Below are 25139 nucleotides of genomic sequence, written 5' to 3'. Positions count from 1 at the left end.
TTGTGCATAGTGCTTTAACCTTTTTTAACAATTTAAAAACAGACGCTTAGTCATTAAGCACAAAAGATTATATCTTTAATAAAAAAATCAGATGAAATTACCCTCTCTCCAACAGCTTTACAATGGGTTTGTAACTGTAATTAAGCGTTTTCCCTTACAATTTATTTTTGCGGTTGCCGCAACATTGTGCTGGTGTTATTATATCCATATTTCTGATTATCGAAACTATTCAGAACAGAACGAGAATTTAAAAGATCATTTAATAAAGGCAATAGCCATTTTAAACCTGGCACTTGCGCTCATATTGGCACTCGATTTAATTTCAGAACGCAATCAATACTCATTAAAGAAAAAGTGGTTACTGCGCTTAGGAGGCTTACTGATCTGTATTTTGCTTTACTTCAGCCTCGATCCTACAAACTATTCGGCAGATCTTTACCGCACTTTCTTATTTGCATTTGCCTTTCATTTGCTGGTCGCATTCGCGCCTTTTGTGGGTCAGGAGAAAGTAAATGGCTTCTGGCAGTTTAATAAAGTGCTTTTCCTTCGATTTCTAACCTCAGCACTTTATTCGGCTGTACTATATGCAGGCTTGGCAATGGCCTTGGTTGCCATTGATGGATTGTTTAAGGCGGACATAAAGTGGCAAACATATATGACCTTATTTGCCGTCATTAGCGCTGGATTTAATACTACTTTCTTTTTAGCAGGAATCCCTACTGATTATAAATTGCTCGAAGAAGATCATAGCTACCCGAAAGGTTTAAAAATATTTGCGCAGTTTGTACTGATTCCACTGGTAACAATCTATTTAGCGATTTTGCTGGTGTATGAGATTAAAATTGCTGTTTTATGGGAGCTCCCCAAAGGTTTGGTATCAAGCCTGATTTTAGGCTACGCAGTTTTTGGGATCTTATCGTTGCTACTGGTTTATCCGGTTAAAGAAACGGCGGGTAATAGCTGGATTAAATTATTTTCGAGGTTCTTTTACGTGATGATGATTCCATTGGTGGTGCTTTTATTGCTTGCCGTTTGGAAAAGAGTTGGTCATTATGGTATAACTGAAAGCCGGTATATTTTAACGGTACTGGCATTATGGCTTGCCGGTATAACGATCTATTTCCTTTTTAATAAAAAACAGAATATTAAGGTAATCCCAATAAGTTTGTGCATCATTTCGCTATTAGCCACTTATGGTCCGCAGAGTGCTTTTTCTCTCTCTAAATATTCACAGCTAAACCGGTTAAAGCGGATAATGAATAGCAAGAAAAAAGATGATATTAAAGAAAAGCCAGCCGTAATCAGGTACCTGGTTTATACACATGGATTAAAAACGCTGCAACCTTTTACGAAAAAAGATCTCAGTAAAATTGAGGAAAAGATAGATGGCGCAAATAACTACCGTTATAGCATGCGGATTGATAAGGTAGATACAGCATTGGCAATTTTTAAGATTAAAGACGATTTGGTATATGACCAGGGTGTGAATATTACCCTTCAAAATGATGAAAACCAGGTTTTAAACATTAAGGGCTATGATTACCTGATCGAGCTAAGCGGGTATCCAGAGGAAAAAGTTACACGGCTTTACAGTACTGATTTAACAACAAATAAAATCGGATCAAAAATTTCGTTATTGGTTAACAATCAGCCAGCGCTGCATATCGATTTAAAAGAATTATTTGCTCAGGCCACTAAAGCATATAAAAACGGGACTTTAGAAGCTTCGAATAAAAAACAGGAATACTTGTACCCAGCAAAGCTGATGAGCATATCTAAAAATATTAATGGATATAACTATACCATTGTGGTTACTTCATTAGAGGGCACATTTTACGAAAATGATCATAATGATAATTCATGGTTTGAGGCAAAAAGTTATCTGCTCATTAAAAAACTTTAAGTTAACCTATTTCTTAGTAAATGGCCGATCGTTAAACAGATCGGCCGTTTTTGGCTGTAGGTGTTTCTAAAAATCAACACCATTTCGTATAGGTTTACCGCGTTAAGATCGCTTTTACAAATCAAATTTTATCCCCTGTGCTAAAGGCAGCGTGTTCGAATAATTGATGGTATTGGTTTGTCTGCGCATATAAGCTCTCCATGCATCCGATCCGCTTTCCCTGCCACCACCTGTTTCTTTTTCTCCACCAAAAGCACCGCCAATTTCTGCGCCCGAAGTACCAATATTTACATTGGCTATGCCACAGTCAGAGCCTTTAGCCGATAAGAATTGCTCTGCCTCTCTTAAATTCAAAGTCATAATGGCCGATGATAATCCTTGCGGAACGGCATTTTGCAAAGCAATGGCCTCATCTAATGTTTTGTATTTAATCAGATATAAAATCGGCGCAAATGTTTCGTGCTGAACAATCTTAAAATCATTCTGAACTTCGGCAATACATGGTTTTACATAACACCCACTTGTATAGGCATTGCCCGATAAAACGCCGCCCTCTACCACAAAATTGCCACCCTCTTCCTTACATTTTGTAATCGAAGCTAAGTATGCTGCAACCGCATCGGTATCAATCAGCGGTCCCACATGGTTATTTTGATCTAAGGGATCTCCAATACGCAACTGTTCGTAAGCTTTAACCAGTTTAGCGGTAAAAGCATCATATACACTTTCGTGGATAATTAGTCTCCTGGTAGAGGTACAACGCTGGCCTGCGGTACCAACAGCACCGAATACCGCCCCAATTAAACTCATATCTAAATCAGCATGTTCTGAAATGATAATGGCATTATTACCACCAAGTTCAAGCAAACTTTTTCCTAACCTTGCGCCTACTGCAGCGCCAACTGCTTTACCCATACGCGTAGATCCGGTGGCAGAAATTAAAGGGATGCGGCCATCATTTGTCATGAGTTCGCCAACTTCCCTATCGCCTAAAACCAGGTTGCAAACCCCTTCGGCTATATCGTTATCTTTAAAAACCTTTGCAATAATATGTTGACAGGCGATTGCGGTTAGCGGTGTCTTTTCCGATGGTTTCCAGATGCAAACATTGCCACAAACCAGGGCCAGGGCGGTATTCCAGCTCCAAACTGCTACCGGGAAATTAAAGGCAGAAATGATTCCTACAATGCCCAGTGGATGCCATTGCTCGTACATGCGGTGGCTTGGGCGTTCACTGTGCATGGTTAAGCCATAAAGCTGCCTGGATAAACCCACTGCAAAATCACAGATATCGATCATTTCCTGCACTTCACCAAACCCTTCCTGTAAACTTTTCCCCATCTCGTAAGAAACCAGAGTGCCCAATGCGTCCTTATTTTCGCGTAGTGCATCACCAAACTGGCGCACAATTTCTCCTCTTTTTGGAGCCGGAACCGTACGCCATGCTGTAAATGCTTCCTGCGCTTTAAGTACAACAGCGTCATAATCAGCAGCACTGGCAACCTTAGCCGAAGCAATCAGTTTGCCATCAACAGGAGAAAAACTTTCTAATGTATTTACATTAAGTTCGCCGCCCCAATTGCTGCCTGTACTATAGGCGGCGTTGCTCGCATTAATCCCCAGTTTGTTTAAAATGGATTGAATATCTGTAGTCATATATCTAACGATTTACACAAAAAAACAAAAAATTAGCTGAAAGGAGGTCAAATTCTACGCTTTAAATTATTTCCATAATCAATATCTTCCTTTAAGCATAACCAGGTGTAAATAAGGCTATAAATTTGTGTTTTTTGCTTTGCAATATAAATAGCGTAGTTTTCCAAAAGAATAATGATATCAAATTAGACTTCAGTTGTTATAAAATAGAAAGATGAAAATAAAATTATTACTCGTTGCTTTTTTAGGGTTCAGTATTACCCTTTCGGCACAAACAAAAAAGGCGACTAACTCGCTCTTGTGGGAAATTTCTGGTAATGGACTAAAAAAGCCATCCTATCTATTTGGCACCCATCATTTAATAGGGGCTAAATTTGCAGATACGATGAAGGTTCTGCAGGAAAAGTTTAAAGCTACAGACGCAGTAGTGGGCGAAATTGTAATGGATAGTACTATGCAAACTAAAATGGCACCTTTTTTAGTGATGAAAAATAATACACTGGATAGTTTATTAACAATGTCAGAATATAAGGAAGTAGAAGATTATTTCAAAAGCAAACAACCAGGTTTTGAATTAAAGCAACTGAACAATTTCAAGCCCGCAGTGGTAGCAATAACAATGATCCTTTTTGAGAACCCACATATGTTAAAAGATATAGGTAAAGGTATGGATGAGAGCTTTCAGAAATATGCCAAAAAAAATGGAAAATCTTTATATGGTTTGGAAACAGCCGAATATCAGGGGGCACTTTTATTTGATAGTGATCTGCAAAAACAAAAGAAAGCATTGCTAAAATCGATCCGAGAAGTAGATAAAAGCAAACAAAAAATGGAGGAACTGAAAACTTATTACATCACTCAGGATATAGACAAATTAACTGAACTCTTTAAAAATCAAGACAAGGAAAACAAAGAATTTATGACCGAGCTCTTAAAAAACCGAAATAAAAGATGGTTAGATCAGCTGCCAGCCCTAATGCAGAAGCAATCGTTATTTATTGTGGTTGGAGCGGGACATTTAGTTGGTGCTGAAGGTTTAATAAAAGGGTTGCAGCTTAAAGGTTACATTTTAAAGCCCGTAGCAACTAATTAATATTTCAATGTGTTTGTAAAAAACAAAAGAAAGGGAGCTACATTTGCGTTTTTACTTTAACACAAACATCAGTGTTCAAAATAAAACTAATTTGTAGAAACATAAAAATGAATAAAAAAATTATTGCCTGTGGTGTGATGCTGGCTTCTGCTTTTACGGCTAATCCACTTTTTGCACAGGATCAGCCCGTAGAAAAATCGAACAACTTAAATGTTTACCGTGTAACTGCAACTAAAGTTAACGATCTGGTTCATACCAAACTCGATGTATCTTTTGATTATGCAAAGCGATACCTATACGGTAAAGAGTGGGTTACTTTAAAACCTCATTTTTATGCTACCGACTCTTTAACCCTCGATGCGCAGGGAATGGATATTAAAACCATTGCATTGGTTGGCGCAAAAGGAAATACCCCGCTTAAATATGTCTATAAAGATAATAAGCTTTATATCACCCTAAATAAAAAGTACACCAATACCGAAAAGTATACAGTGTATATTGCTTACACCGCTAAACCCGATGAATTGAAAGTAAAGGGGAGTGCTGCCATAACCGATGCTAAAGGTTTATATTTTATCAACCCAGATGGTACCGATAAAAACAAACCAACACAGATCTGGACACAGGGTGAAACTGAATCATCTTCGGCTTGGTTTCCAACTATCGATAAACCTGATCAGAAAACTACCGAAGAGATTTCGATAACGGTAAAATCGAAATACACAACGCTTTCTAACGGAAAATTAGTGAGCCAGAAAGCCAATGCAGATGGAACAAGGACCGATACCTGGAAAATGGATCTGCCACATTCGCCATATTTATTTATGATGGCAGTAGGCGAATTCAAAATCACAAAAGATACCTATAAAAGTAAGGAAGTAAGTTATTACCTGGAGCCAAAATTTGCGCCCTATGCCAAGCAGATTTTTGGCAAAACACCTGATATGATCCAGTTTTACAGCAATTTGTTAGGTGTAGATTATCCATGGAACAAATATGCGCAGGTGGTAGCCAGAGATTACGTTTCGGGCGCAATGGAAAATACTACGGCTACATTACACGGCGAACAGGTACAGAAAACAGATCGCGAGTTATTGGATGAAAATGAAGAAGGAACCATTGCACATGAACTTTTTCACCAATGGTTTGGTGATTATGTGACCGCAGAGTCGTGGTCTAACTTAACCATGAACGAATCTTTTGCCACCTTTGGTGAAGTGATCTGGCACGGACATGATGCCGGGCAAGATGCAGAAGACAAATCACGTTACGATAAATTACAATCTTATTTAGGATCGACCAAAAAAGGAGAAAGCCCTGTTTTAGCCCGCTTTTATTATGGCGACAAGGAAGATATGTTCGATAACATCAGCTATGCTAAAGGATCGATTATTTTATATGCCCTAAAAAATCAAATGGGCGATGCCGCTTTCTACAAATCACTTAACCGTTACCTCACCACCAATGCCTTTAAAAATGGCGAAACACACCAATTGCGTTTGGCTATGGAAGAGGTTACCGGAAAAGACTGGAGCCCTTATTTTAATCAGTGGTATTACAATGGTGGTCACCCGGTTTTAAGTATTGATTATGGTTACGAAAACGGCAAGGCAACAATTAAGGTTAAACAAACACAAGATTCGAGCGTGCAGATCTTTACACTGCCGATCAAAATTGATATTTATGCAGGAGGTAAAAAAATCAGAAAGGAAATTCTGATCAATAGCCGAGAGCAGAACTTTAGTTTCGAGGTGAGTGCTAAACCCGATTTAATCGATTTTGATGTAGATAAAATTTTAGTGGGCGAAACCAATGATAATAAAACTGCTGAAAACTATTATTTTCAATACAAAAATGCGCCTAGCTATGCCAATAGAATCGAAGCCCTGCAGTTTATTATGCAGAGCAAAGCCAAAAGCGGCCAGCTGGTGTTGCTAGAAGGTTTAAAGGATAAATCGGCAGATTTACGCGCTTTAAGCATTGATGGGATTAACCTGGATGATGCTCAGATTAAAGCAGCAGCTTTACCGGTTTTACTTCAGATGGCCAAAACAGATAAAAATACCGAAGCAAGATCAGCTGCAATTGTGAAATTGGCTGAAACTGGCGATCAGGCTTATAAAACTTTAGTGTTAGAAAGCTTAAAAGATAGGTCGTACAAGGTAATTGCTGCCGGTGTTGATGGTTTAGCCAAACTGGCCCCACAAGAGAGCATTGCGGCTTTAGCATCGTTAGATGAAGATACGAAAGCGCATATAGCACCTTCTATTGCAACGTTATATATCGACGAACCAAAAGATGAATATCAGGCATTTTATGATAACATTATGCTTACAGGCGATAGGAATAGTGTTTTTGCAGTGGTTGGCCAATATTTTCAGTATCTGAGAGCCAACAATAATCCTGTAGTTACCGAAAAAGGTATTAAAAACATTGCTGGCGCCATTGAAAGATTAAAATTACAATCTTATTTAAACAAGCAACTTGCGGGTGCTTATACTGCAGCTGCGCAGGCTAAAACACAACAAGCTGCCGCAGTAAGCGGAGAGGCTAAAACAAACCTGAGCAAACAGGCCGAATTATTTAAAAAAGGCGCAGCTGATTTAGAGAAAGAATAATAATTAACATAGTTATGTGTCGATGCGTCATTCCCAACTTGATTGGGAATCTTAATGCAGTGAGCTTTAAGATTCCCACCTGTGTGGGAATGACGATCGTTCTTTTACAATCTGCCAAAGCTGGCTATTTGGCCTTTAAGGATTACATCCCTCTTTTCTCCTGGTATCAATAATATAAACAATTTGCCAGCCCTTGTCTCCTTTTACCAGCTGAAAGGAATTTACCCCACAATGACTAAATTTTTCGCCCAGATAAAATTTATAGTCTGTCCAAACAGAAGCCAAAGGACCATCGATTAATATTTTGGTAAACACAATACGCTCATCGTATTTTTCCTGGTGTGGAGTGCCGATAAATTTGATAAAGTCGTTAACAGATTCCGTGCGTATATTCACCTTACCTTCTTTGTTAACTATGGTTTGCATAATCGCTGCAGGTGCAAAGGCGGTTCTTGTTAAAGTGCTGTCTTCAGTCTTCATACCGGTAAAAAGGTTATTTATAATTTTTTTGACGGCACTTTCTTCATCGCTTTGCGCAAAGGTATTTGTAGCAAAACCTAATAAAAACAGGGCAAAAATGACTAATCCTTTCATGACTTCTTAATTACGTATATACCATAAATTTATAGTATTTTTGTCAAAGAAGGGAAAAGGAACCGCGATGTTGCAAAAAATCTATCGATTATCCACACATCTTAATCACAGTCAATACGCTTTATAGTCAGCTATTTACGCTGTTTTCGCCAGTTGATGTTAATAATTATTTTAAAAACGGATAATTAAAACTTGTAAACTTATAATGTGTTTTTCTGCTAATTGGCACGGTTCTTTAATAGTATAATATATGGAAGAAGAATTCTTTTTTGAATCCAACGAAGATGCACAACGCTCGGTAGAACGTTACGAAGAAATGCTCCGCAACCAGGATCAGTATTTCTTCGATGCAGGGGCATTCGAATACATTGTAGATTTCTACATTGAGAAAAATGATCCGGTCAAAGCTTTGCAGGTTGTTGATTTTGCAATCAGTCAGCACCCTTATGCAACAGTGTTTTTAATCAAACAGGCTCATCTTTACATTTTAACCAACAATAACGAAAAGGCTTTTATTGCCTTGCAAAAGGCTGAGCTTTTAGAGCCGTCAGAACCAGATATTTATTTGCTCCGCGGTAATATTTTTCAAAATACCGAACGTTTTGACGAGGCTTTGGAAAATTATGAGAAAGCTTTAGGGCTGGCTGAAAGTACCGATGAGATTTTATTACAGATGGCTTATGTTTACCAGAGCATGAGTGATTATGAAAGCGCCATTACCTATATTAAACTCAGTTTAGAGCAGAATATGGAGAACCAGGATGGTTTATATGAGCTGGCTTTCTGTTACGATGTGTTAGATAAACAAGAAGAAAGTATTAAGTTTTATCAGCAATACATCGATACCGATCCGTATTCATATGCGGCATGGTATAATTTGGGCAACAGTTTCCACAAGCTGAATCTTTTCGAAAAAGCGATCGATGCTTACGATTATGCGATCCTGATCAAAGAAGATTTTAGCTCTGCGTATTTCAATAAAGGTAATGCGCTGGTTCAGCTCGATAAATATGATGAGGCGATAGATGTTTATAAACAGACTTTCGAATACGAACAGCCTAATGCCGATACCTATTGTGCCATTGGCGAATGTTACGAGAAACTGGAGAAAATGGACGAAGCCCGTTCTTACTACAAAAAATCGGTAAAAATGGATCCCAAAATGGCAGATGCCTGGTTTGGGATCGGTGTTACACTGAATTTTGAAGAACGTTATTTCGAATCGCTGCATTTTTATAAAAAAGCAATCGATTTAGAGGCCGAGAACCCTGATTTCTGGTTCGCTATGGCTGATGCTTATTATAAACTAGGCCAGATTGATGAATCGATCGAAGCTTATGAAAAAGTATTGGAGTTTAATCCTGTGGATATTGAAGCCTGGTTAGATTTTAGTACAGTGCTTTACGAGCAGGGAAAATTGCTGGAAGCATCAGAAACGATGGCAGAGGCGATCAAGAATAATCCGGAAGCAGCAGAACTGTATTATCGGATGGTAGCCTATCTTTTTGCCCAGGGGAATTATAGCGATGCGCTGGGATATTTGGAAACGGCTTTAACAACCGACCCCGATAAACACTATATTTTATTTGAATATTTGCCACAATTGCAGGATAATAGTGCCATTTTGAACGTTATAAACAGATATATTAGGTAACGACCTTGTGAGAAAAATTTAACAAATAAATCTCAAAATTTTTTTCACTTTTGTACGCATATGAATTATCCATTATTAAACGTTCCCGAACGTCCAGCTAAACCACGCCAAAAAGGCTTAACAATGGTTATGGATAAGGGATTGAGCCTACGCCAGGTTGAAGATTTTATTGAAGTTGCCGGCGTACATACAGATATCGTAAAATTAGGTTGGGCAACATCACACGTAACACCAAACCTTAAAGAAAAATTAGCTTTATATAAAAGTGCAGGCATTCCTACCTATTTCGGAGGAACGTTATTTGAGGCCTTTATCATCCGTGACCAGTTTTCAGATTATCAACGTGTTTTAGACCAGTATGGGATGGAATATGCAGAAGTTTCTGATGGTTCTATTGAAATTGAGCACGATAAGAAATGTGAGTTTATCCGCGAACTTTCTAAACAGGTAACCGTTATTTCGGAGGTTGGAAGTAAAGATGCCGCTAAAATATTTGCCCCATATAAGTGGATTAAATTAATGCAGGCCGAAATTGAGGCGGGATCGTGGAAAGTAATTGCCGAAGCACGCGAAGGTGGTAATGTAGGTATTTACCGTGGAAGCGGTGAAGTACGGGAAGGATTGGTTGATGAGATTTTAACCCAGATTCCTGAAGAAACCATTATTTGGGAAGCACCTCAAAAAGAACAGCAAGTTTGGTTTATTAAATTAATCGGTAGTAATGTAAACCTTGGTAATATTGCGCCAGCAGAAGTAATTCCTTTAGAAACCATTCGTTTAGGTTTACGTGGAGATACTTTTGATTATTTCCTGAACCAAACTAAATAACTCAACCCGCTATTGCGGGGTGCATAGTTAAATAAACCTTGCAGGTTTCAAAAACCTGTAAGGTTTGCTTTTTTTATAAATAATGAAAACATACGGCTTAATCGGATACCCACTTTCTCATTCTTTCTCGAAAAAATATTTCACAGAAAAATTTCAAAATGAGGGAATAGCCGATCATCAATATGAGCTTTTTCCTATTGCCGATATTAAATCACTGCCCGATCTGCTAGGTGAAAATCCATCGCTTTGTGGGCTTAATGTTACGATTCCGCATAAAGTTAACGTGCTTTGCTATTTAAACGAAGTAGACGAAGCAGCAGAAAAAATTGGGGCCGTAAATTGTATTTCGATCAAAAGTTTTGAAGGTGCGACCTATTTAAAAGGCTATAACACCGATGCATATGGCTTTGAAGAATCGCTAAAACCATTGTTGGGGCCGCAACACAGCAAAGCACTGGTTTTTGGCGATGGTGGGGCGGCGAAAGCGGTAAAGTACGTTTTAGAGAAATTAAATATCCAATATCAGGTTGTGGTACGAACGGCTGTTCAGGGTGCTATTCTATATTCGGAAGTTACACCAGAGATTTTAGCCTCACACCAGTTATTGATTAATACTACCCCCCTGGGGATGTCGCCAAATGTGGATACCTTTCCCGAAATCGATTACAGTTTAGTTGGGCCTGGGTATTTAGCTTACGATTTAGTTTACAATCCGCTGGAGACAGCATTTTTGGTTAAAGCTGCCGAGCGCGGTGCAGCAATTAAGAATGGTTTGGAAATGCTGTACAAACAAGCAGAAAAAGCTTGGGCAATCTGGAATAAATAATTTAACTTATCGTCATTGCAAGGAGGAACGACGACGCAATCTTTGATAAAATGTTATGAAACTAAAACAACTGATCTGCTTTCCCTTTGTGCTGCTTTTGTTTATAACAGCTTGTCAGAACCACGATTATAGCCCAAAGCCAAAAGCTTACTACAGGATTGTATTCCCTAAAAAAGATTATACTGTATTTACCAAGCCTGTCCCTTTTACTTTCAAATATCCAACTTATGCGGTGGTAGAACAAGATCAAAGCCGCGATGCCCAAAAGAATTGGTACAATTTACACTTTAAGCAGTTTAATGGCTTTTTGCATTTAACGTATTACGATGTTTCGGGTAAAGGCGAATATGATGAAATGGTAGAAGATGCCCGAAAACTGGCTTTTAAACATACCATAAAAGCCAGTGCGATTGATCAAAAACTCATCAATTATCCCGATCATAAAGTTTACGGCATTTATTACGCTATAGAGGGGAATACCGCATCATCAGTTCAGTTTTTTTTAACCGATAGTGCCAAACATTATTTTAGAGGAGCTTTATATTTTAATGAACGCCCACAATACGACTCTATTGAACCCGTTGTTAAATTTATTAAAAAGGATATCGATACCTTGATTTCTACCTTTAGGTGGAAAAATTAATTTATTATTTTGTCATCCTGCTTTTGGAAACAGGATTTTTTCTAAAATTTTTATGATCACAATAAAAACCTTCACATTTAACGCCTACAGCGAAAATACCTATGTGCTTTATGATGAAACCAAAGAATGTGTCATTATCGATCCGGGCATGTACGAAGGTTTTGAGCAAAATGAATTGGCGGCTTTCATTAAAAATGAGGGATTAAAACCTGTTTTATTACTTAATACACATTGTCATCTCGATCATGTTTTCGGCAATAAATTTGTGTTCGAAACCTATGGCCTAAAACCACAGTTTCATGCGGGCGAATTGCCAATTTTAAATGCAGTTCCTGGTTATGCACCGTCAATGGGCTTTGCCCGTTATGATATATCTCCTCTGCCCGATACCTTTTTGCCTGAAACAGGAACAATTTCTTTTGGTAACAGTACACTGACTTTAATTTTTGCCCCGGGGCATTCGCCTGCACACCTGTGTTTTTACAGTGCAGCCGATCATATTTTAATAGGTGGTGATGTACTTTTTTACGGAAGTATTGGCCGTACCGATCTGCCTGGAGGTAATCATCAGCAATTAATCCAAAACATTTCCGATAAACTTTTTGTCTTACCTGATGAAACCAAAGTTTATCCTGGCCATGGACCAGCCACAAGCATTGGTTTTGAAAAACAACATAACCCATTTTTTTAGCAGGATTAAAGGTTCATAATTGTTAAAGGCTTTACAACCTGAAGCCTTTTACCTTAAAACCCTCAACCTTTTATTTATCTTTGCCGCTGTGAATACATCGTTTTATATTGCCAAAAGGTATCTTTTTGCCAAAAAATCTACCAATGCCATTAACCTGATATCGGGGATATCAATGGTAGGTGTAATGGTGGGTAGCGCTGCATTGATTATTATCCTTTCGGTATTTAACGGTTTAGAAACAGTAGTATTGAATATGTTCGATACCATTACCCCACAAATTGCCATTACACCGGCTAAGGGGAAAACTTTTGATCCGAACACAGGCTATTTCAATCAGCTCAGAAAAAATAAAGATGTTGCCGCCTTTACCGAGGTGCTGCAGGAAAATGCTTTATTAAAATACAACAACAAACAAGCTGTTGGAATGGTTAAAGGCGTAAGTTTAGACTATTTGAAGAACACCAAATTAGATAGTACCATAAAAGAAGGCCATTTTATACTGCACAACAGAAGCGGCGATAATGCAGTAATTGGTTCTGCCCTGCAGAGTTATTTGGCCGTAAATACTGTCGATCCCTTTACAGAGCTGGAAATTTATTCGCCAAAGAAAGATATCGCTGCAAATAGCTTAAACCCTGCCGACGATTTTGTGGTAAAGAACATTCGGGTAAGTGGTGTTTTTGAAGTGCAACAAGATTTCGATAATGGTATTATTGTGCCATTGAATTTTGCCCGCGAACTTTTAGGCGAGGAGAAAAATGTGTCTGCAATAGAGATCAATCTTCAGCCAGGTGTTGATGTAGACGATTTTCAAAAAGAGGTAATCGAAAAAGCTGGTAAAGATTATGAAGTCAGAAATCAGGCCGAGCAAAATAAATCACTCTACCACATTTTAAACACCGAAAAATGGGCGGTATACATTATTCTTACTTTTATCCTGATTATTGCTATATTTAATATCATAGGGTCGTTAACCATGTTAGTAATTGATAAAGTGAAGGATGTAGCCATTCTGAGCAGTTTAGGCGCAGGCAAGAAATTAATCAAACGTATATTTTTATTTGAAGGAATGATGATTACCATGTCTGGCTGTGTGCTGGGCTTAATTATCGGCCTCATATTTTATTATTTTCAGCACACTTATGGTTTTATCAAAATGGGTGATGAAGTAAATAAAACGCTGGTAAGTTCTTATCCAATCGGATTAAAATGGAAGGATTTTGTTTTAGTTTTTGTTACTGTAGGCATCTTCTCATTTTTGGCATCTGCTTTGTCATCCAATTTAAGTGTTAAAAAGATAGATCAAATTAATCAAACTATATAAAATGAAGTTATTTAAACAAGCAATTGTATTTGTTGTGCTCCTTGGCGTAGCCGCTACAGCTTGTAGAAACGATAAAGCCGAGGGAGAAAAAAGTAATCTGAAAACGGTTAAAGGTTTATATAGTTTTGGCCCTGAAATGAAGTCTTTTACCTTATGTGAAGATGGGCGTGAGTATTGGGTTAAAGACAGTGTAAGAAATTTAGAGCTCTCTTATAGTAACCTGGGGTTCGAAAAGCCTTACGAGCCAGTATACGTAGAATTAGAAGGTTATTTCGCAAAGTCTGATACGGCTACAGTTTCACCTGATTTCGATTCTACCCTGGTGGTGATGAAAGTGCTTAAAATCAGTAAAGAAATCCCTGACGGACCTTGTTCGCAATAATTCATCCAAAACCTACAGGAGTCGTCATGCTGTCCCGAATCTTCGGGATCAAACACCTTGGTTCGTGTCTCCACGAACTAAACCAATGGTTTAGATAAATAGCTTATACAATTGTTAGATTGAAAGCCTAGCGTTTTAAGATAGTTTTTTCTTGAAGCGCAATTGCAGTACTAGTCGGTTACGGCATTCCTGCTTTCCGTTACAAGTCCTCTCCCGATGAAAAATCGGGATGCGGGCTTTTCACTTCAATCAGGGCTAATTTTCAGCGCTTTTACTGCTATTGATGGTTTGGAGCGCAATTTCGCAACGCCCTGCAACCACAAATAGTAGCACCTTCTCTGCCACCTAAACCTGATCGGAGTGGTTCTGATCCTTCATCAGAAAGAACGCAGAGCAGGATGATTTTGGCCTAATTGCTGCTGCACTTGCTTTCCAAATTATTTAACGAATGATCGTGATAAAACCAGAAGTCCACCCATCTTTGTTCAGTTTGTTAATAGCTATTTCAAACCCTTCTTTTGCATCTCTAAACCCTTCCAAAAGTTCCGCTCTGGCCTGTGCAGCTTCGGCAAGCTCCATGGAGGTATATACTCCGATCAGTTTAAAATCCTCGCCACCATCAAGCTTCTCATCAATATGCGTGTGCCACAATAGATAAACAAATTCCATGTTCTAATTTAATTTAACAAAAAAAGCTTTCCTGTTTCCAGAAAAGCTTTAGAAATTATAATAAAAAGATATCTTCTACCAGTATATACTGTAAAGGGCTACCAATAAGCCGATAATAATCAAAGAACCAACAGCGAAACCTGTTGTGGTTTTGAACATTTTCGAATCAATTTCCAGTCCTTTTGGATTAACACCGTTTTTGTTTTCGAACAAGCTGATAATTACCATACCGATAATACAGAATACGAATACAATACCCATTCTATCTAAGAAAGGGATTTCATAAATACCAGCATTTTTAACCGAGAAGCCCACTCCCGATAACCAGGAAAGATCGGTCCATGTAGGAAGAACCTTTAACAATAACGATAATCCGAAACCACCAATTGTTGCAAAAAGTGCTGCATTTGAAGTAGCTCTTTTCCAGAAGAAACCGAGAATGAACATGGCAAATATACCTGGAGAAACAAAGCCTGTGTACTCTTGGATATATTGGAATCCACCTTTTTTATCGATACCCAAATATGGTGCAATAATAACACCCAACACCATGGCTACAACTACCGCAATTTTACCGGTAAAAACAAGGTTCTTTTCAGAAGCATCGGTTTTTAATACTTTTTTGTAAATATCAAGTGTGAAAATGGTTGCAATACTGTTTGCTTTACCAGCTAATGAGGCTACAACTGCTGCAGTTAATGCTGCAAACGATAAACCTTTTAATCCGGCAGGTAATAAGTTTAACAGTACCGGGTAAGCACGGTCTGGATTAACAGATCCGTCCTGCAGCATTTCCGATTGGAAAGCCCCGTCTTTATACAATACATAAGCTGCAATACCTGGCAATACCACAATAATTGGCATTAATAACTTTAAGAATGCAGCAAACAAAATACCCCCACGGGCAGTTTTTAAATCTGCACCTAAAGCACGTTGCGTGATGTATTGATTACAGCCCCAATAGTTAAGGTTTACAATCCACATACCGCCTACTAATACGCTTAATCCCGGTAAATCAATGTAATTCTCATTTTCAGGTTTTAAGATCATGTGGAAGTGTTCTGATGCTTTTGAGGTCATAAGGCTATAACCTTCAAAAATACCTGAGGTTCCGTAATGGGTAGAAACCAGGTTTAATGCCAGGTATGTTGTGGCCAAACCACCCAGAATTAAGAAAAATACCTGAATAACATCGGTATAACCGATTACTTTCATCCCGCCAAGTGTAATTACGATGGCAAAAGCCGCAATGGCATACATACAGAAAGTCAAATCGAATCCAGAGATACTGCTAACAGCTAAAGCACCTAAATAAAGAATTGATGTTAAGTTTACCACTACGTACAACAATAACCAGAACACAGCCATAATCATGGCAACGGTTCCGTTGTAGCGTTGGTGTAAAAACTGCGGCATTGTGGCGATCTTGTTTTTCAGGTAAACCGGAATAAAAAAAACAGCAACAATAACCAGGGTAAGGGCAGCCATCCACTCGTAAGTTGCAATTGCCAATCCCATCTTAAAGCCCGATCCGCTCATGCCGATAAACTGTTCCGCAGAAATATTCGATGCAATTAAAGATGCACCGATTGCCCACCATGTAAGTGAACCTTCAGCTAAGAAATAATCTTTTGAGCCTGTGGATGCGGATTTTTTCTTATTGTAGATGTACAGACCGTAAGCAGCCACAATAACGAAGTACACCGCAAATACAATGTAATCCTTCGTGTCCAATAAATTGTTTTTCATTAATATAATAGTGGTTATTTGGTTTAGAAATCTAAATGTAGTAAAATCATAAATTAATCTCAGCTTTTTTTTGAATTAAAAAGTGTTAAAGTAACGTTTATTAATTTGGGCTGCTAAAAATTAACAGCTATTCTACTTTCCACACGCTACCGGATGGGTTAAATTAATGGAGGTCGCCCCAGTTTTCATCCATGGTCTGTGTCTCCACAGATCATTCTAATTAAATCAAATGCCCGTGGTCTGTGAATACACAGACCACTGAGATTACATTTATAAAAATAAATTAAATATACCTGTTAATTAAGTTTTCCAGGTATTCTTGCTTTCCGCTGCGTACCTCTGGTTCGCCGTTTTCTGCAGCATAATTTCTCAAATCTTCCAAACTTAGTTTGCCTTGTTCAAATTCGGCACCCTTTCCACTATCAAATGAAGCATAGCGGTCGGTTCTTATTTTTTTGTAATCAGATTTTTGAAGAATGGCATCTGCAGTGATTAATGCCCTTGCGAAGATATCCATGCCGCCAACGTGTGCATAGAACAGGTCTTTGGGGTCTGTAGAGTTACGGCGGATTTTAGCATCGAAGTTTACACCTCCACCCTGTAAGCCACCACCTTCTAAAATGATCAACATCGTTTCCGTTAGTTCGTTAATATCGTTAGGGAACTGATCGGTATCCCAGCCATTTTGATAATCGCCACGGTTTGCGTCGATAGAGCCTAATAAGCCATTATCTACTGCAACCTGTAATTCATGCTGGAAAGTATGGCCGGCCAAGGTAGCGTGGTTAACTTCTAAATTTAATTTGAAATCGGCGAGCAGATCGTATTGTTGTAAAAAGCCTTTCACCGTTGCCGCATCGTAATCATATTGATGTTTAGAAGGCTCACATGGTTTCGGTTCGATGAAGAATGTTCCTTTGAAACCCTGTTTGCGTGCATAGTCTTTAGCTGTATGTAAGAATTTTGCCAAGTGTTCCTGCTCACGTTTCATGTTGGTGTTCAATAAGCTCATATAGCCTTCTCTTCCTCCCCAGAACACATAATTTTCGCCACCAAGAGCAATGGTAGCATCTAAAGCAGCTTTAACCTGTGCAGCGCCGTGTGCCAGCACATGGAAATCAGGATTGGTAGATGCGCCATTCATGTAGCGCTTATGGCTGAATAAATTCGCTGTTCCCCAAAGTAATTTTACCCCGCTATCTGCTTGTTTTTGCTTGGCATACTCAACAAGGGCCTGTAATCTGCGTTCGTTTTCGGCAATATCGTCGCTATAATCTACCATATCCACATCATGGAAACAATAATAAGGGATCTGCATTTTAGTGATAAATTCAAATGCCGCATCCATTTTATCTTTTGCCCTTTCTACTGCATCTTTTTTTTCATCCCAAGGGAAAATGTGCGTTGCGCCGCCAAATGGATCTGCACCATTGCCGTTAAATGAATGCCAATACGCACAGGCAAATTTAAAATGCTCGTTCATGGTTTTGCCCGCTACTACTTTGTTGGCATCATACCATCTAAATGCTAATGGATTGTCACTTTCCAGGCCTTCAAACTTGATCTGCTCAATGCCTTTAAAAAATTCTTTTGCTCCTGTTACTACTTTTGTCATGTTATTTTGTTTTTTGGTTGGTGGTCTGTTGGTCAATAGTTCATAGTCGGTCTCGCCATGTACGATCAATCATTAACCAATTGCTAATTGTTTCTCTAATATTTTTTTCCAATCCTGATAAATGGGTTCGTATGTTGCCGAATGTTGAGGGATTAAAGTTTTAATTACTTCGTGGTTGTTAAAAGCTTCTTCTGCGCTTTTAAAGATGCCAGCCCCTATCCCAGCCCCTAAGGCTGCGCCTATACTGCCGTCGTTTTCGTAAAGTTCTACCGGAATGCCTGTAACGTCGACAAAAGTTTGTGCAAATACATCACTTAAAAAGAGGTTGGCCTTCCCAGCACGGATTACTTCAGGTTTCATGCCGTTTTCTCTCATAATATCCAGTCCATATCGGAAAGAAAAGGCAATCCCTTCTTGTACTGCCCTAAAAATATCTGATTGGTTGTGAAGATTTAAGTCGATGCCTAACAACTGGGCGCCAGTATATTTGTTGTTTAACATCCGCTCGGCACCGTTTCCGAAGGGGAGCACTTTTAAGCCATTGCTTCCTATTGGTGCTTTTAATGCCAGATTATTCAGTTCGGCATATGTAGACTGTGGTGCGAAATTATATTTTGCCCAACGGTACATGCTGCCAGTGCCATTGATACAAAGTAAAACGCCGGTATGTTTTTTCTCTTCTGAATAGGTTACATGTGCAAAGGTATTCACCCTCGATTGTTTATCGTAAGTAAGATTGTTGCTTACCCCATATATCACACCTGATGTTCCGGCCGTTGCAGCAACTTCTCCAGGCTTTAATACATTTAATGAAAGTGCGTTGTTCGGCTGATCGCCAGATTTATAGGCTACCGGGATGCTGGCTGAGAGGCCTAGAGATTCTGCAACATCAGCTTTTAAATAACCGTGTTCGGAAAATAAAGCTTTCACCTGCGGAATAACGTTGCCTGAGATTCCGTAATAATCTATTACATCTTTGGAAATTTCATGATTTTCAAAATCCCAGAAAATGCCTTCAGATAATGCAGAAATACTTGTTGTAATTTCTCCTGTTAATTTCATTGAGATGAAATCGCCCGGGAGCATTATTTTATCGATGTGGTTATAGATCTCTGGCTCATTTGCTTTTACCCAGGCCAGCTTTGAGGCTGTAAAGTTTCCGGGAGAGTTTAACAGGTGTTTTAGCGATTTCTCCTCTCCAATGGCCTCAAAAGCACCATTGCCTAACTCAACGGCCCTGCTATCGCACCAAATAATACTATCACGAAGTACGTTTTGGTCTTTATCTACTACAACCAGCCCATGCATTTGGTACGCAATGCCAATAGCTTTAATCTCTTTAGGATTAAATAAGCTTGTCGAATTTAATTTGAGAATGGCTTGCTGAACATTTTGCCACCAATCATCGGGTGATTGTTCTGCCCAGCCCGATTGCAAAGATTTAATTGCTGTTTCCTCTTCCGGGTATTGTGCTGTCGCAATGTTTTTCTGTGAAGCTACATCAACAACTGCAACTTTTATAGATGAGGTTCCTAAATCAATACCTAATAAATACATGGTTTTAAATTATTTTAATATTTGGCTATGCAAACGGTTGCATAAAGATAGTAGTTAAAATATAAAACGCAAATTTTTGTAACATTTATTCCATTTTATGCAATCGGTTGAATTGAATGCTATTCCTAATTTAAACTATAATTGAATTATTTTAATAATTTATATTTTTGCCGTTACATTAAAATTAAATTATGGAAGAGATTACCTGGAATGATTTCGAAAAGGTAGAACTGAGGGTAGGCACCATTTTAGAGGCTTTCGAATTTCCAGAAGCCCGGCGGCCTGCCTATAAAGTTAAGGTAGACTTTGGCGAATTCGGCATAAAAATGAGCAGTGCGCAGATTACCAAACATTATTCTTTGGACGAATTACCGGGGAAACAGATTGTAGGGGTGATCAACTTTCCGAAAAAACAGATCGGAAAATTTATGTCCGAATTTTTGGTAACTGGTTTTGCTGACGAAAACGGTGATATCGTATTGACTGCCGTACAAAGTAAAGTTCCTAACGGGAGTAAATTGGTTTAGTAAACATACTTCCCATTTTCCCGCAGATTTAAAAAGATAAGACACGCAAATCGACGCAGATTTCTAAGCAATTTAAAATGTTAAATTCTGCGGCTTTCATCAGCGCCGATCTGCGGGAAAATAGCCCTGATTGAAGTGAAAAGACCGGAGTGAGGTACGAATGAGGACTTGTAACGGAAAGCAGGACTGAGGTAACCGATTAGCACTGTAACTGCGCTCCAAAAACCTAATCAGAAAAAGTTTACCTATAGACTTCAGAAGTTTCGCCTGACTGTTACCTTTGGAAACTTAGGAAGTCTTACCCTATATTTGCCACATGAGTTTTTACAACTTCGAAAATACCGACCCTGAAGAAGAGGATATCCATTATATGAAATTGGCTTTGGAAGAGGCAAAAAAAGCTTTGGCTGAGGATGAAATTCCCATCGGCGCAATAGTGGTTAGTAAAAACAGGATTATTGGTCGTGGCTACAATTTAACTGAGCGCTTCAATGATGTTACTGCGCATGCAGAAATGCAGGCGTTTACCTCTGCAGCGCAAACGATAGGCGGGAAATATTTAAGGGATTGTACCTTATATGTAACCATCGAGCCCTGTGTAATGTGTGCCGGTGCAAGTTATTGGACACAGATCGGTCGTATTGTGTATGGTGCCAGAGAAGAAAAAAGAGGCTTTATCTCCAAAAACGCAAATCTGCTGCATCCGAAAACGGTGTTAAAAGGAGGGATAATGGCAGAGGAATGTGCAATATTGATGAGGGATTTTTTTGCAAAGAAAAGGTAGAAGAGACGAGTTAATGGCTCATGGTTTATAGTTCGTAGGGAAACGGGCTATTTTACTATCGACCATCAACTATCGACTGAAAAGTTAATTTTTCATTAAAACTGTTGGTTATCGTCCTGAACCTTACAGCTTTTAAATCCTCCCAACTTTACAACAACAGCGCAGAAAACGATTTGATGATAATAACATGAACAAATCTTAACGTTCTAATGTTATATTTGCTACAAGAAACATTTTTAAATCTTTAAACATAAAACATTATGGCTTTTGAATTACCTGCGTTACATTACGCAACCGATGCATTAGAACCGCATATTGATAAAACTACCATGGAAATCCACCATGATAAACACCATCAAGCTTACGTTACCAACCTAAATAAAGCTTTAGAAGGTAAGCCAGAAGCGACTTCTAGCATCGAGGAAATTGTAAAACACATTTCAAAATTCCCAGCTGCTGTGAGAAACAACGGTGGAGGTCACTATAATCACTCTTTGTTCTGGAACATTTTAGGTCCAAATAAAGGTGGTGAGCCAACTGGCGATTTAGCTAAAGCAATTAACGAAACTTTTGGTTCGTTTGCTGATCTTAAAACTAAATTACAAGAAGCTGGTGCTACCCGTTTTGGTTCAGGCTGGGCCTGGTTATCAGTAGGTGCTGATAAAAAACTTCAGGTTTCTTCTACACCAAACCAGGATAACCCTTTAATGGATGTTGCTGAAGTTAAAGGAACACCAATTTTAGGTATCGATGTTTGGGAGCATGCATACTATTTAAAATACCAGAACAAACGCCCTGATTATTTAGCGGCAATTTGGAATATAATTAACTGGGATGCAGTTGCTGAGCTTTACAAAAAAGCTTTATAAGCTAAACATTCAATAAAATTTAAGAAAGTCCCGATGCAAATCGGGACTTTCTTGTTTTAAGATAATTAAGTAACTTCGCAGATATAAAATGTTCGAAATGAAAAGGCTTGTAATTTTATTTTTAGTTATTGTTGGTGTAAATGGATTGGTGCGTGCACAGCAAAATAAAGTGCCTACTCCAGGAGAAATTGCACAGAAGAATGTGGAGGATCTGGATAAACGATTAAAACTAAATGGCACACAAAAAAGCGTAATTTACAGCTTTACCTATAACCAGGCGAAAGAGCAGGCAGATTTAATCAAAAGACAACAGGCAGGCAACTCACGTGAAGAGGATGTAGATAAATTTTATAAGCTACAGAACGAAACATCAAAAAATATCCGCAATGTTCTAAGGCCAGAGCAGCAAACCGAATATGATAAAATCATTGAGGAACGTTTAAGTGGTAAAGGCCTTAAAGCAAAAAATAAGAAAAAGAAAAAAGGCGAAGAGGAAGAAGTGGAGAGCGATATTAAAGGATTGTTATCAGCACCTCCAGTAGGAAAACAAGATCTCTAAGCAAGCTAGTGTTTTTGTAATCGATTAATTCAATAACAAATGCCAGAGATAATCGTAGGTACTATTGTACTCGGACTACTATTGTCGCCACAGTTACTTGCAGGTTTTTTGGCAAAGCGAACAGGCCGGGATTTTTGGTTCTGGTTTTTGATTTCCTTTTTAATCCCCATTGTTTCATTAATTATTTTAATCTTTTTAGAAGATAAAAACCCCGCTGCATCAGGCTACAAACTGGCTGATCATGTAGATAGGGAGAAGGGGTTAGTTTCCGGAGCTGTGAAATAATCAATTTTATAGAAAAGTCGTCATTGCGAGTTACGAAGATAACCGAACGATTGAGCTCATGAAGACCTTTAAAAACAACTGCAAAAATGAATAATCTTAATGCACTCGCTACTAACGATCGTTGTAAGATTGCTTCGTCGGCTGAAAAAGCCTTCTCGTAATAACGATCATATTAAAAGCTTTCGAAGTTTTTCCATCGCTTCGCCCTTTTAAACTTCGCAAGAAGAACTAAATCCCAACAATATCTTTTTTCTTTTTTTGCTTCATGGCTTTTGGGATAATTTCTAAAATCTCATCTTTTAAAGCATTAAGCATCCGTTTTTTAATAAAGTTTTTATGGGTTACCAGGCTGATCTCACGCACAGGCTCAGGCGATTTAAAATGTCGGATTTTACTAGTTTGTTTTGTATTTAATTCTGCTATGGCCAGCTCAGGCAATAATGTTGCGCCACCGTTTAAATCGACCATTCTAACCAGCGTTTCTACACTGCCTGTATTGTATTCCAGTCCCTGCAATCTGTTGTTTTTTGTAGAGCGGCAAATGTTCAAAACCTGATTGCGCATACAATGACCTTCGTTCAAAAGCCAGATGTTTTCGTCATTCAGGTCTTCCGCATCAACGGCTTTCTTTTTATAAAGTTTGCTGTTTTTGCTGATATAGCTTACAAAGTTTTCGTAATATAATGGAATTTCGGTAATGTTCGGATCGGTAAGTGGGGTGGCTAAAATACCACAATCCAGTACACCTGTTTTGAGGTGGTGAATAATATCTTCGGTGGTATATTCCCAGATTAAAAGTTTTAATTCAGGATATTTATCCAACATGGCAGAAATTACTTCGGGGAGCAGGTATGGCGCAACAGTTGGAATTACGCCTATTCTTAGTTCGCCTAAAACATCCTGTTGCTGACTGCTGATCAGTTCTTTTATTTTTCCGCTTTCCTGTAAAATAACCCTGGCCTGGGCAATAATCTGGGCGCCAATTTCGGTCGGACTTACTGGCTGTTTGCTCCTGTCGAAAATTTTAACGCTGATCAGTTCCTCCAGTTTTTGCACCTGCATACTTAAGGTAGGTTGCGTTACAAAACATTTATCTGCAGCGGTAACAAAACTTCTGTAAGTATCTACAGCAACAATATATTCTAGCTGAACTAAAGTCATATAGTTAAAATTTATTTATCTGATCAAATATATAAATTCTAACTATATAAAATTAATGAATGAGCGAATTAGTGAGTGATTGAATGGAAGGATTAAAGCATTCTGTCATCCAACCCTTCTCTCATTCAATTATTTTTTAGTACCGGCTTTCAAAATCCTGATAAGCCAAAGCAATACCTTCGCGAAGTTCTATTTGATGTTTCCAGCCTAAATTATGAAGTTTGCTTACGTCCATCAACTTACGTGGTGTTCCATCAGGTTTGCTTGCATCGAATACCAATTCGCCTTCAAAGCCCAATACGTCTTTGATTAATAAAGCTAAATCTTTAATGGTTAAATCGTGTCCCGTACCGACATTGATCAAATGTGGTTCGTTGTAGTTTTGCATCAGGAAATAACAGGCGTCTGCCAGATCATCTGCAAATAAAAATTCGCGCATGGGCGATCCTGATCCCCAAACTACAATTTCTTTTTCGTTATTTGCTTTTGCCTCGTGTACCTTACGGATCAAAGCAGGTAAAACATGCGAATTTTGAGGGTGATAATTATCATTAAAGCCATACAAATTTGTTGGCATTACCGAGATAAAATTACAGCCATACTGATCGCGGTAGGCATCGCACATTTTGATCCCTGCAATTTTTGCAATGGCATAAGGCTCATTGGTGTGCTCTAAAGTTCCGGTTAAAAGGTAGTCTTCTTTTAAAGGCTGTGGGGCCATTTTTGGGTAAATACAGCTCGATCCCAAAAACATGAGTTTCTTAACGCCATTTACATAAGCATTGTGGATCACATTATTTTGTATGGCTAAATTCTCGTAGAGGAAATCGGCCCTGTATGTATTGTTGGCTACAATGCCACCTACCTTTGCTGCGGCAAGAAATACATAATCTGGTTTTTCTGCTGCAAAGAAATCGGTAACCGCCTGTTGGTTGCGTAAATCTAGCTCGCTCGAAGTTTTGGTTATAATATTCTCGTAACCCTCTTTTTGCAGTTTGCGGTAAATGGCCGAACCCACCATACCACGATGACCCGCAACATATATTTTAGCGTTTTTTTCCACGGTATTTTTTATAGGTTACAAAAATACGATTCCTAAATAAGAATGACATTAATCTTTCTGGCAAAAGAAACTTCGATTATTGATTTAAT

Annotated in this window: 23 protein-coding genes; 15 read left to right on the top strand and 8 right to left on the bottom strand. The window is 38.5% G+C overall.

Features of this window, described 5'->3' with window-relative positions; genetic code table 11:
- Positions 1–91 precede the first annotated feature (91 nt).
- Positions 92–1903: a DUF4153 domain-containing protein gene (locus AC1DNH_RS19115; RefSeq protein ID WP_477625580.1), complete on the top strand. Its 1812-nt coding sequence runs from the start codon at positions 92–94 to the stop codon at positions 1901–1903.
- Between the two features lie 114 nt (positions 1904–2017).
- Here AC1DNH_RS19115 and amaB read toward each other — a convergent pair whose 3' ends face one another.
- Entirely contained in the window at positions 2018–3559 is a 1542-nt protein-coding gene (amaB, locus tag AC1DNH_RS19110; protein ID WP_477583104.1) for an L-piperidine-6-carboxylate dehydrogenase, read from the bottom strand.
- Between the two features lie 214 nt (positions 3560–3773).
- On the opposite strand from amaB, the gene AC1DNH_RS19105 reads away from it, so the two are divergent.
- Together AC1DNH_RS19105 and AC1DNH_RS19100 are read left to right on the top strand one after the other, a co-directional pair.
- Positions 3774–4652, top strand: a complete 879-nt coding sequence (locus AC1DNH_RS19105) for a TraB/GumN family protein (RefSeq protein WP_477583102.1) — start codon at positions 3774–3776, stop codon at positions 4650–4652.
- A 107-nt stretch (positions 4653–4759) separates the two neighbouring features.
- Complete coding sequence (locus AC1DNH_RS19100; RefSeq protein WP_477625579.1) at positions 4760–7270, top strand: M1 family aminopeptidase; 2511 nt, start codon at positions 4760–4762, stop codon at positions 7268–7270.
- A 135-nt stretch (positions 7271–7405) separates the two neighbouring features.
- Here the strand turns inward: AC1DNH_RS19100 and AC1DNH_RS19095 are convergent, their stop codons facing one another.
- On the bottom strand, positions 7406–7864 hold the full coding sequence (locus AC1DNH_RS19095) for a nuclear transport factor 2 family protein (protein ID WP_477583099.1): 459 nt from the start codon (positions 7862–7864) through the stop codon (positions 7406–7408).
- A 250-nt stretch (positions 7865–8114) separates the two neighbouring features.
- Between AC1DNH_RS19095 and AC1DNH_RS19090 the strand changes: the two genes are divergently transcribed.
- The 7 genes from AC1DNH_RS19090 to AC1DNH_RS19060 all read left to right on the top strand — a co-directional run bounded on the left by AC1DNH_RS19090 (position 8115) and on the right by AC1DNH_RS19060 (position 14212).
- Positions 8115–9518, top strand: a complete 1404-nt coding sequence (locus AC1DNH_RS19090; RefSeq protein ID WP_477607839.1) for a tetratricopeptide repeat protein — start codon at positions 8115–8117, stop codon at positions 9516–9518.
- Positions 9519–9578: 60 nt separating this feature from the next.
- Positions 9579–10346: a phosphosulfolactate synthase gene (locus AC1DNH_RS19085; protein ID WP_131029432.1), complete on the top strand. Its 768-nt coding sequence runs from the start codon at positions 9579–9581 to the stop codon at positions 10344–10346.
- An 82-nt stretch (positions 10347–10428) separates the two neighbouring features.
- Positions 10429–11172, top strand: coding sequence for a shikimate dehydrogenase family protein (locus AC1DNH_RS19080; RefSeq protein ID WP_477584658.1), 744 nt, complete (start codon positions 10429–10431; stop codon positions 11170–11172).
- Between the two features lie 55 nt (positions 11173–11227).
- The gene (gldD, locus tag AC1DNH_RS19075; RefSeq protein WP_477607837.1) at positions 11228–11815 is read left to right on the top strand and encodes a gliding motility lipoprotein GldD; all 588 of its coding nucleotides are present in this window, start codon (positions 11228–11230) and stop codon (positions 11813–11815) included.
- Between the two features lie 52 nt (positions 11816–11867).
- Complete coding sequence (locus AC1DNH_RS19070; RefSeq protein WP_477584656.1) at positions 11868–12506, top strand: MBL fold metallo-hydrolase; 639 nt, start codon at positions 11868–11870, stop codon at positions 12504–12506.
- Between the two features lie 88 nt (positions 12507–12594).
- Positions 12595–13830, top strand: coding sequence for an ABC transporter permease (locus AC1DNH_RS19065; RefSeq protein WP_230143302.1), 1236 nt, complete (start codon positions 12595–12597; stop codon positions 13828–13830).
- Position 13831: 1 nt separating this feature from the next.
- Entirely contained in the window at positions 13832–14212 is a 381-nt protein-coding gene (locus AC1DNH_RS19060; protein WP_029276929.1) for a hypothetical protein, read from the top strand.
- A gap of 441 nt (positions 14213–14653) precedes the next feature.
- Here AC1DNH_RS19060 and AC1DNH_RS19055 read toward each other — a convergent pair whose 3' ends face one another.
- The 4 genes from AC1DNH_RS19055 to AC1DNH_RS19040 form a co-directional block, all read right to left on the bottom strand.
- Positions 14654–14881, bottom strand: a complete 228-nt coding sequence (locus tag AC1DNH_RS19055) for a DUF7336 domain-containing protein (protein ID WP_477579026.1) — start codon at positions 14879–14881, stop codon at positions 14654–14656.
- A gap of 75 nt (positions 14882–14956) precedes the next feature.
- Positions 14957–16630: a sodium/sugar symporter gene (locus AC1DNH_RS19050; RefSeq protein ID WP_477625578.1), complete on the bottom strand. Its 1674-nt coding sequence runs from the start codon at positions 16628–16630 to the stop codon at positions 14957–14959.
- Between the two features lie 283 nt (positions 16631–16913).
- A complete protein-coding gene (gene xylA / locus AC1DNH_RS19045; RefSeq protein ID WP_477579030.1) occupies positions 16914–18245 on the bottom strand; it encodes a xylose isomerase in 1332 nt (443 codons plus the stop codon).
- A gap of 72 nt (positions 18246–18317) precedes the next feature.
- Complete coding sequence (locus tag AC1DNH_RS19040; RefSeq protein WP_477579032.1) at positions 18318–19802, bottom strand: xylulokinase; 1485 nt, start codon at positions 19800–19802, stop codon at positions 18318–18320.
- 191 nt (positions 19803–19993) lie between these two features.
- Between AC1DNH_RS19040 and AC1DNH_RS19035 the strand changes: the two genes are divergently transcribed.
- The 5 genes from AC1DNH_RS19035 to AC1DNH_RS19015 all read left to right on the top strand — a co-directional run bounded on the left by AC1DNH_RS19035 (position 19994) and on the right by AC1DNH_RS19015 (position 22826).
- The gene (locus AC1DNH_RS19035; RefSeq protein WP_057930747.1) at positions 19994–20329 is read left to right on the top strand and encodes a tRNA-binding protein; all 336 of its coding nucleotides are present in this window, start codon (positions 19994–19996) and stop codon (positions 20327–20329) included.
- Between the two features lie 316 nt (positions 20330–20645).
- Positions 20646–21113: a nucleoside deaminase gene (locus tag AC1DNH_RS19030; RefSeq protein WP_215165794.1), complete on the top strand. Its 468-nt coding sequence runs from the start codon at positions 20646–20648 to the stop codon at positions 21111–21113.
- 260 nt (positions 21114–21373) lie between these two features.
- Positions 21374–21982 carry a superoxide dismutase gene (locus tag AC1DNH_RS19025; protein WP_477579034.1) on the top strand — a complete coding sequence of 203 codons (609 nt, stop codon included), beginning with the start codon at positions 21374–21376 and terminating at the stop codon, positions 21980–21982.
- A gap of 97 nt (positions 21983–22079) precedes the next feature.
- Complete coding sequence (locus AC1DNH_RS19020) at positions 22080–22541, top strand: hypothetical protein (protein ID WP_477579036.1); 462 nt, start codon at positions 22080–22082, stop codon at positions 22539–22541.
- Between the two features lie 39 nt (positions 22542–22580).
- The gene (locus AC1DNH_RS19015; protein ID WP_477579038.1) at positions 22581–22826 is read left to right on the top strand and encodes a hypothetical protein; all 246 of its coding nucleotides are present in this window, start codon (positions 22581–22583) and stop codon (positions 22824–22826) included.
- A 228-nt stretch (positions 22827–23054) separates the two neighbouring features.
- Here AC1DNH_RS19015 and AC1DNH_RS19010 read toward each other — a convergent pair whose 3' ends face one another.
- Positions 23055–23987, bottom strand: coding sequence for a hydrogen peroxide-inducible genes activator (locus tag AC1DNH_RS19010; RefSeq protein WP_215165801.1), 933 nt, complete (start codon positions 23985–23987; stop codon positions 23055–23057).
- Positions 23988–24123: 136 nt separating this feature from the next.
- Positions 24124–25050 (bottom strand): GDP-L-fucose synthase, encoded by a 927-nt coding sequence (fcl, locus tag AC1DNH_RS19005; RefSeq protein ID WP_256449200.1) that lies wholly within the window; start codon positions 25048–25050, stop codon positions 24124–24126.
- Positions 25051–25139: the final 89 nt, after the last annotated feature.

Source organism: Pedobacter sp. 01N310 (assembly GCF_056399805.1).
The sequence above is the reverse complement of the archived record's forward strand: the minus strand, read 5'-3'. Positions and strand labels throughout refer to the sequence as shown.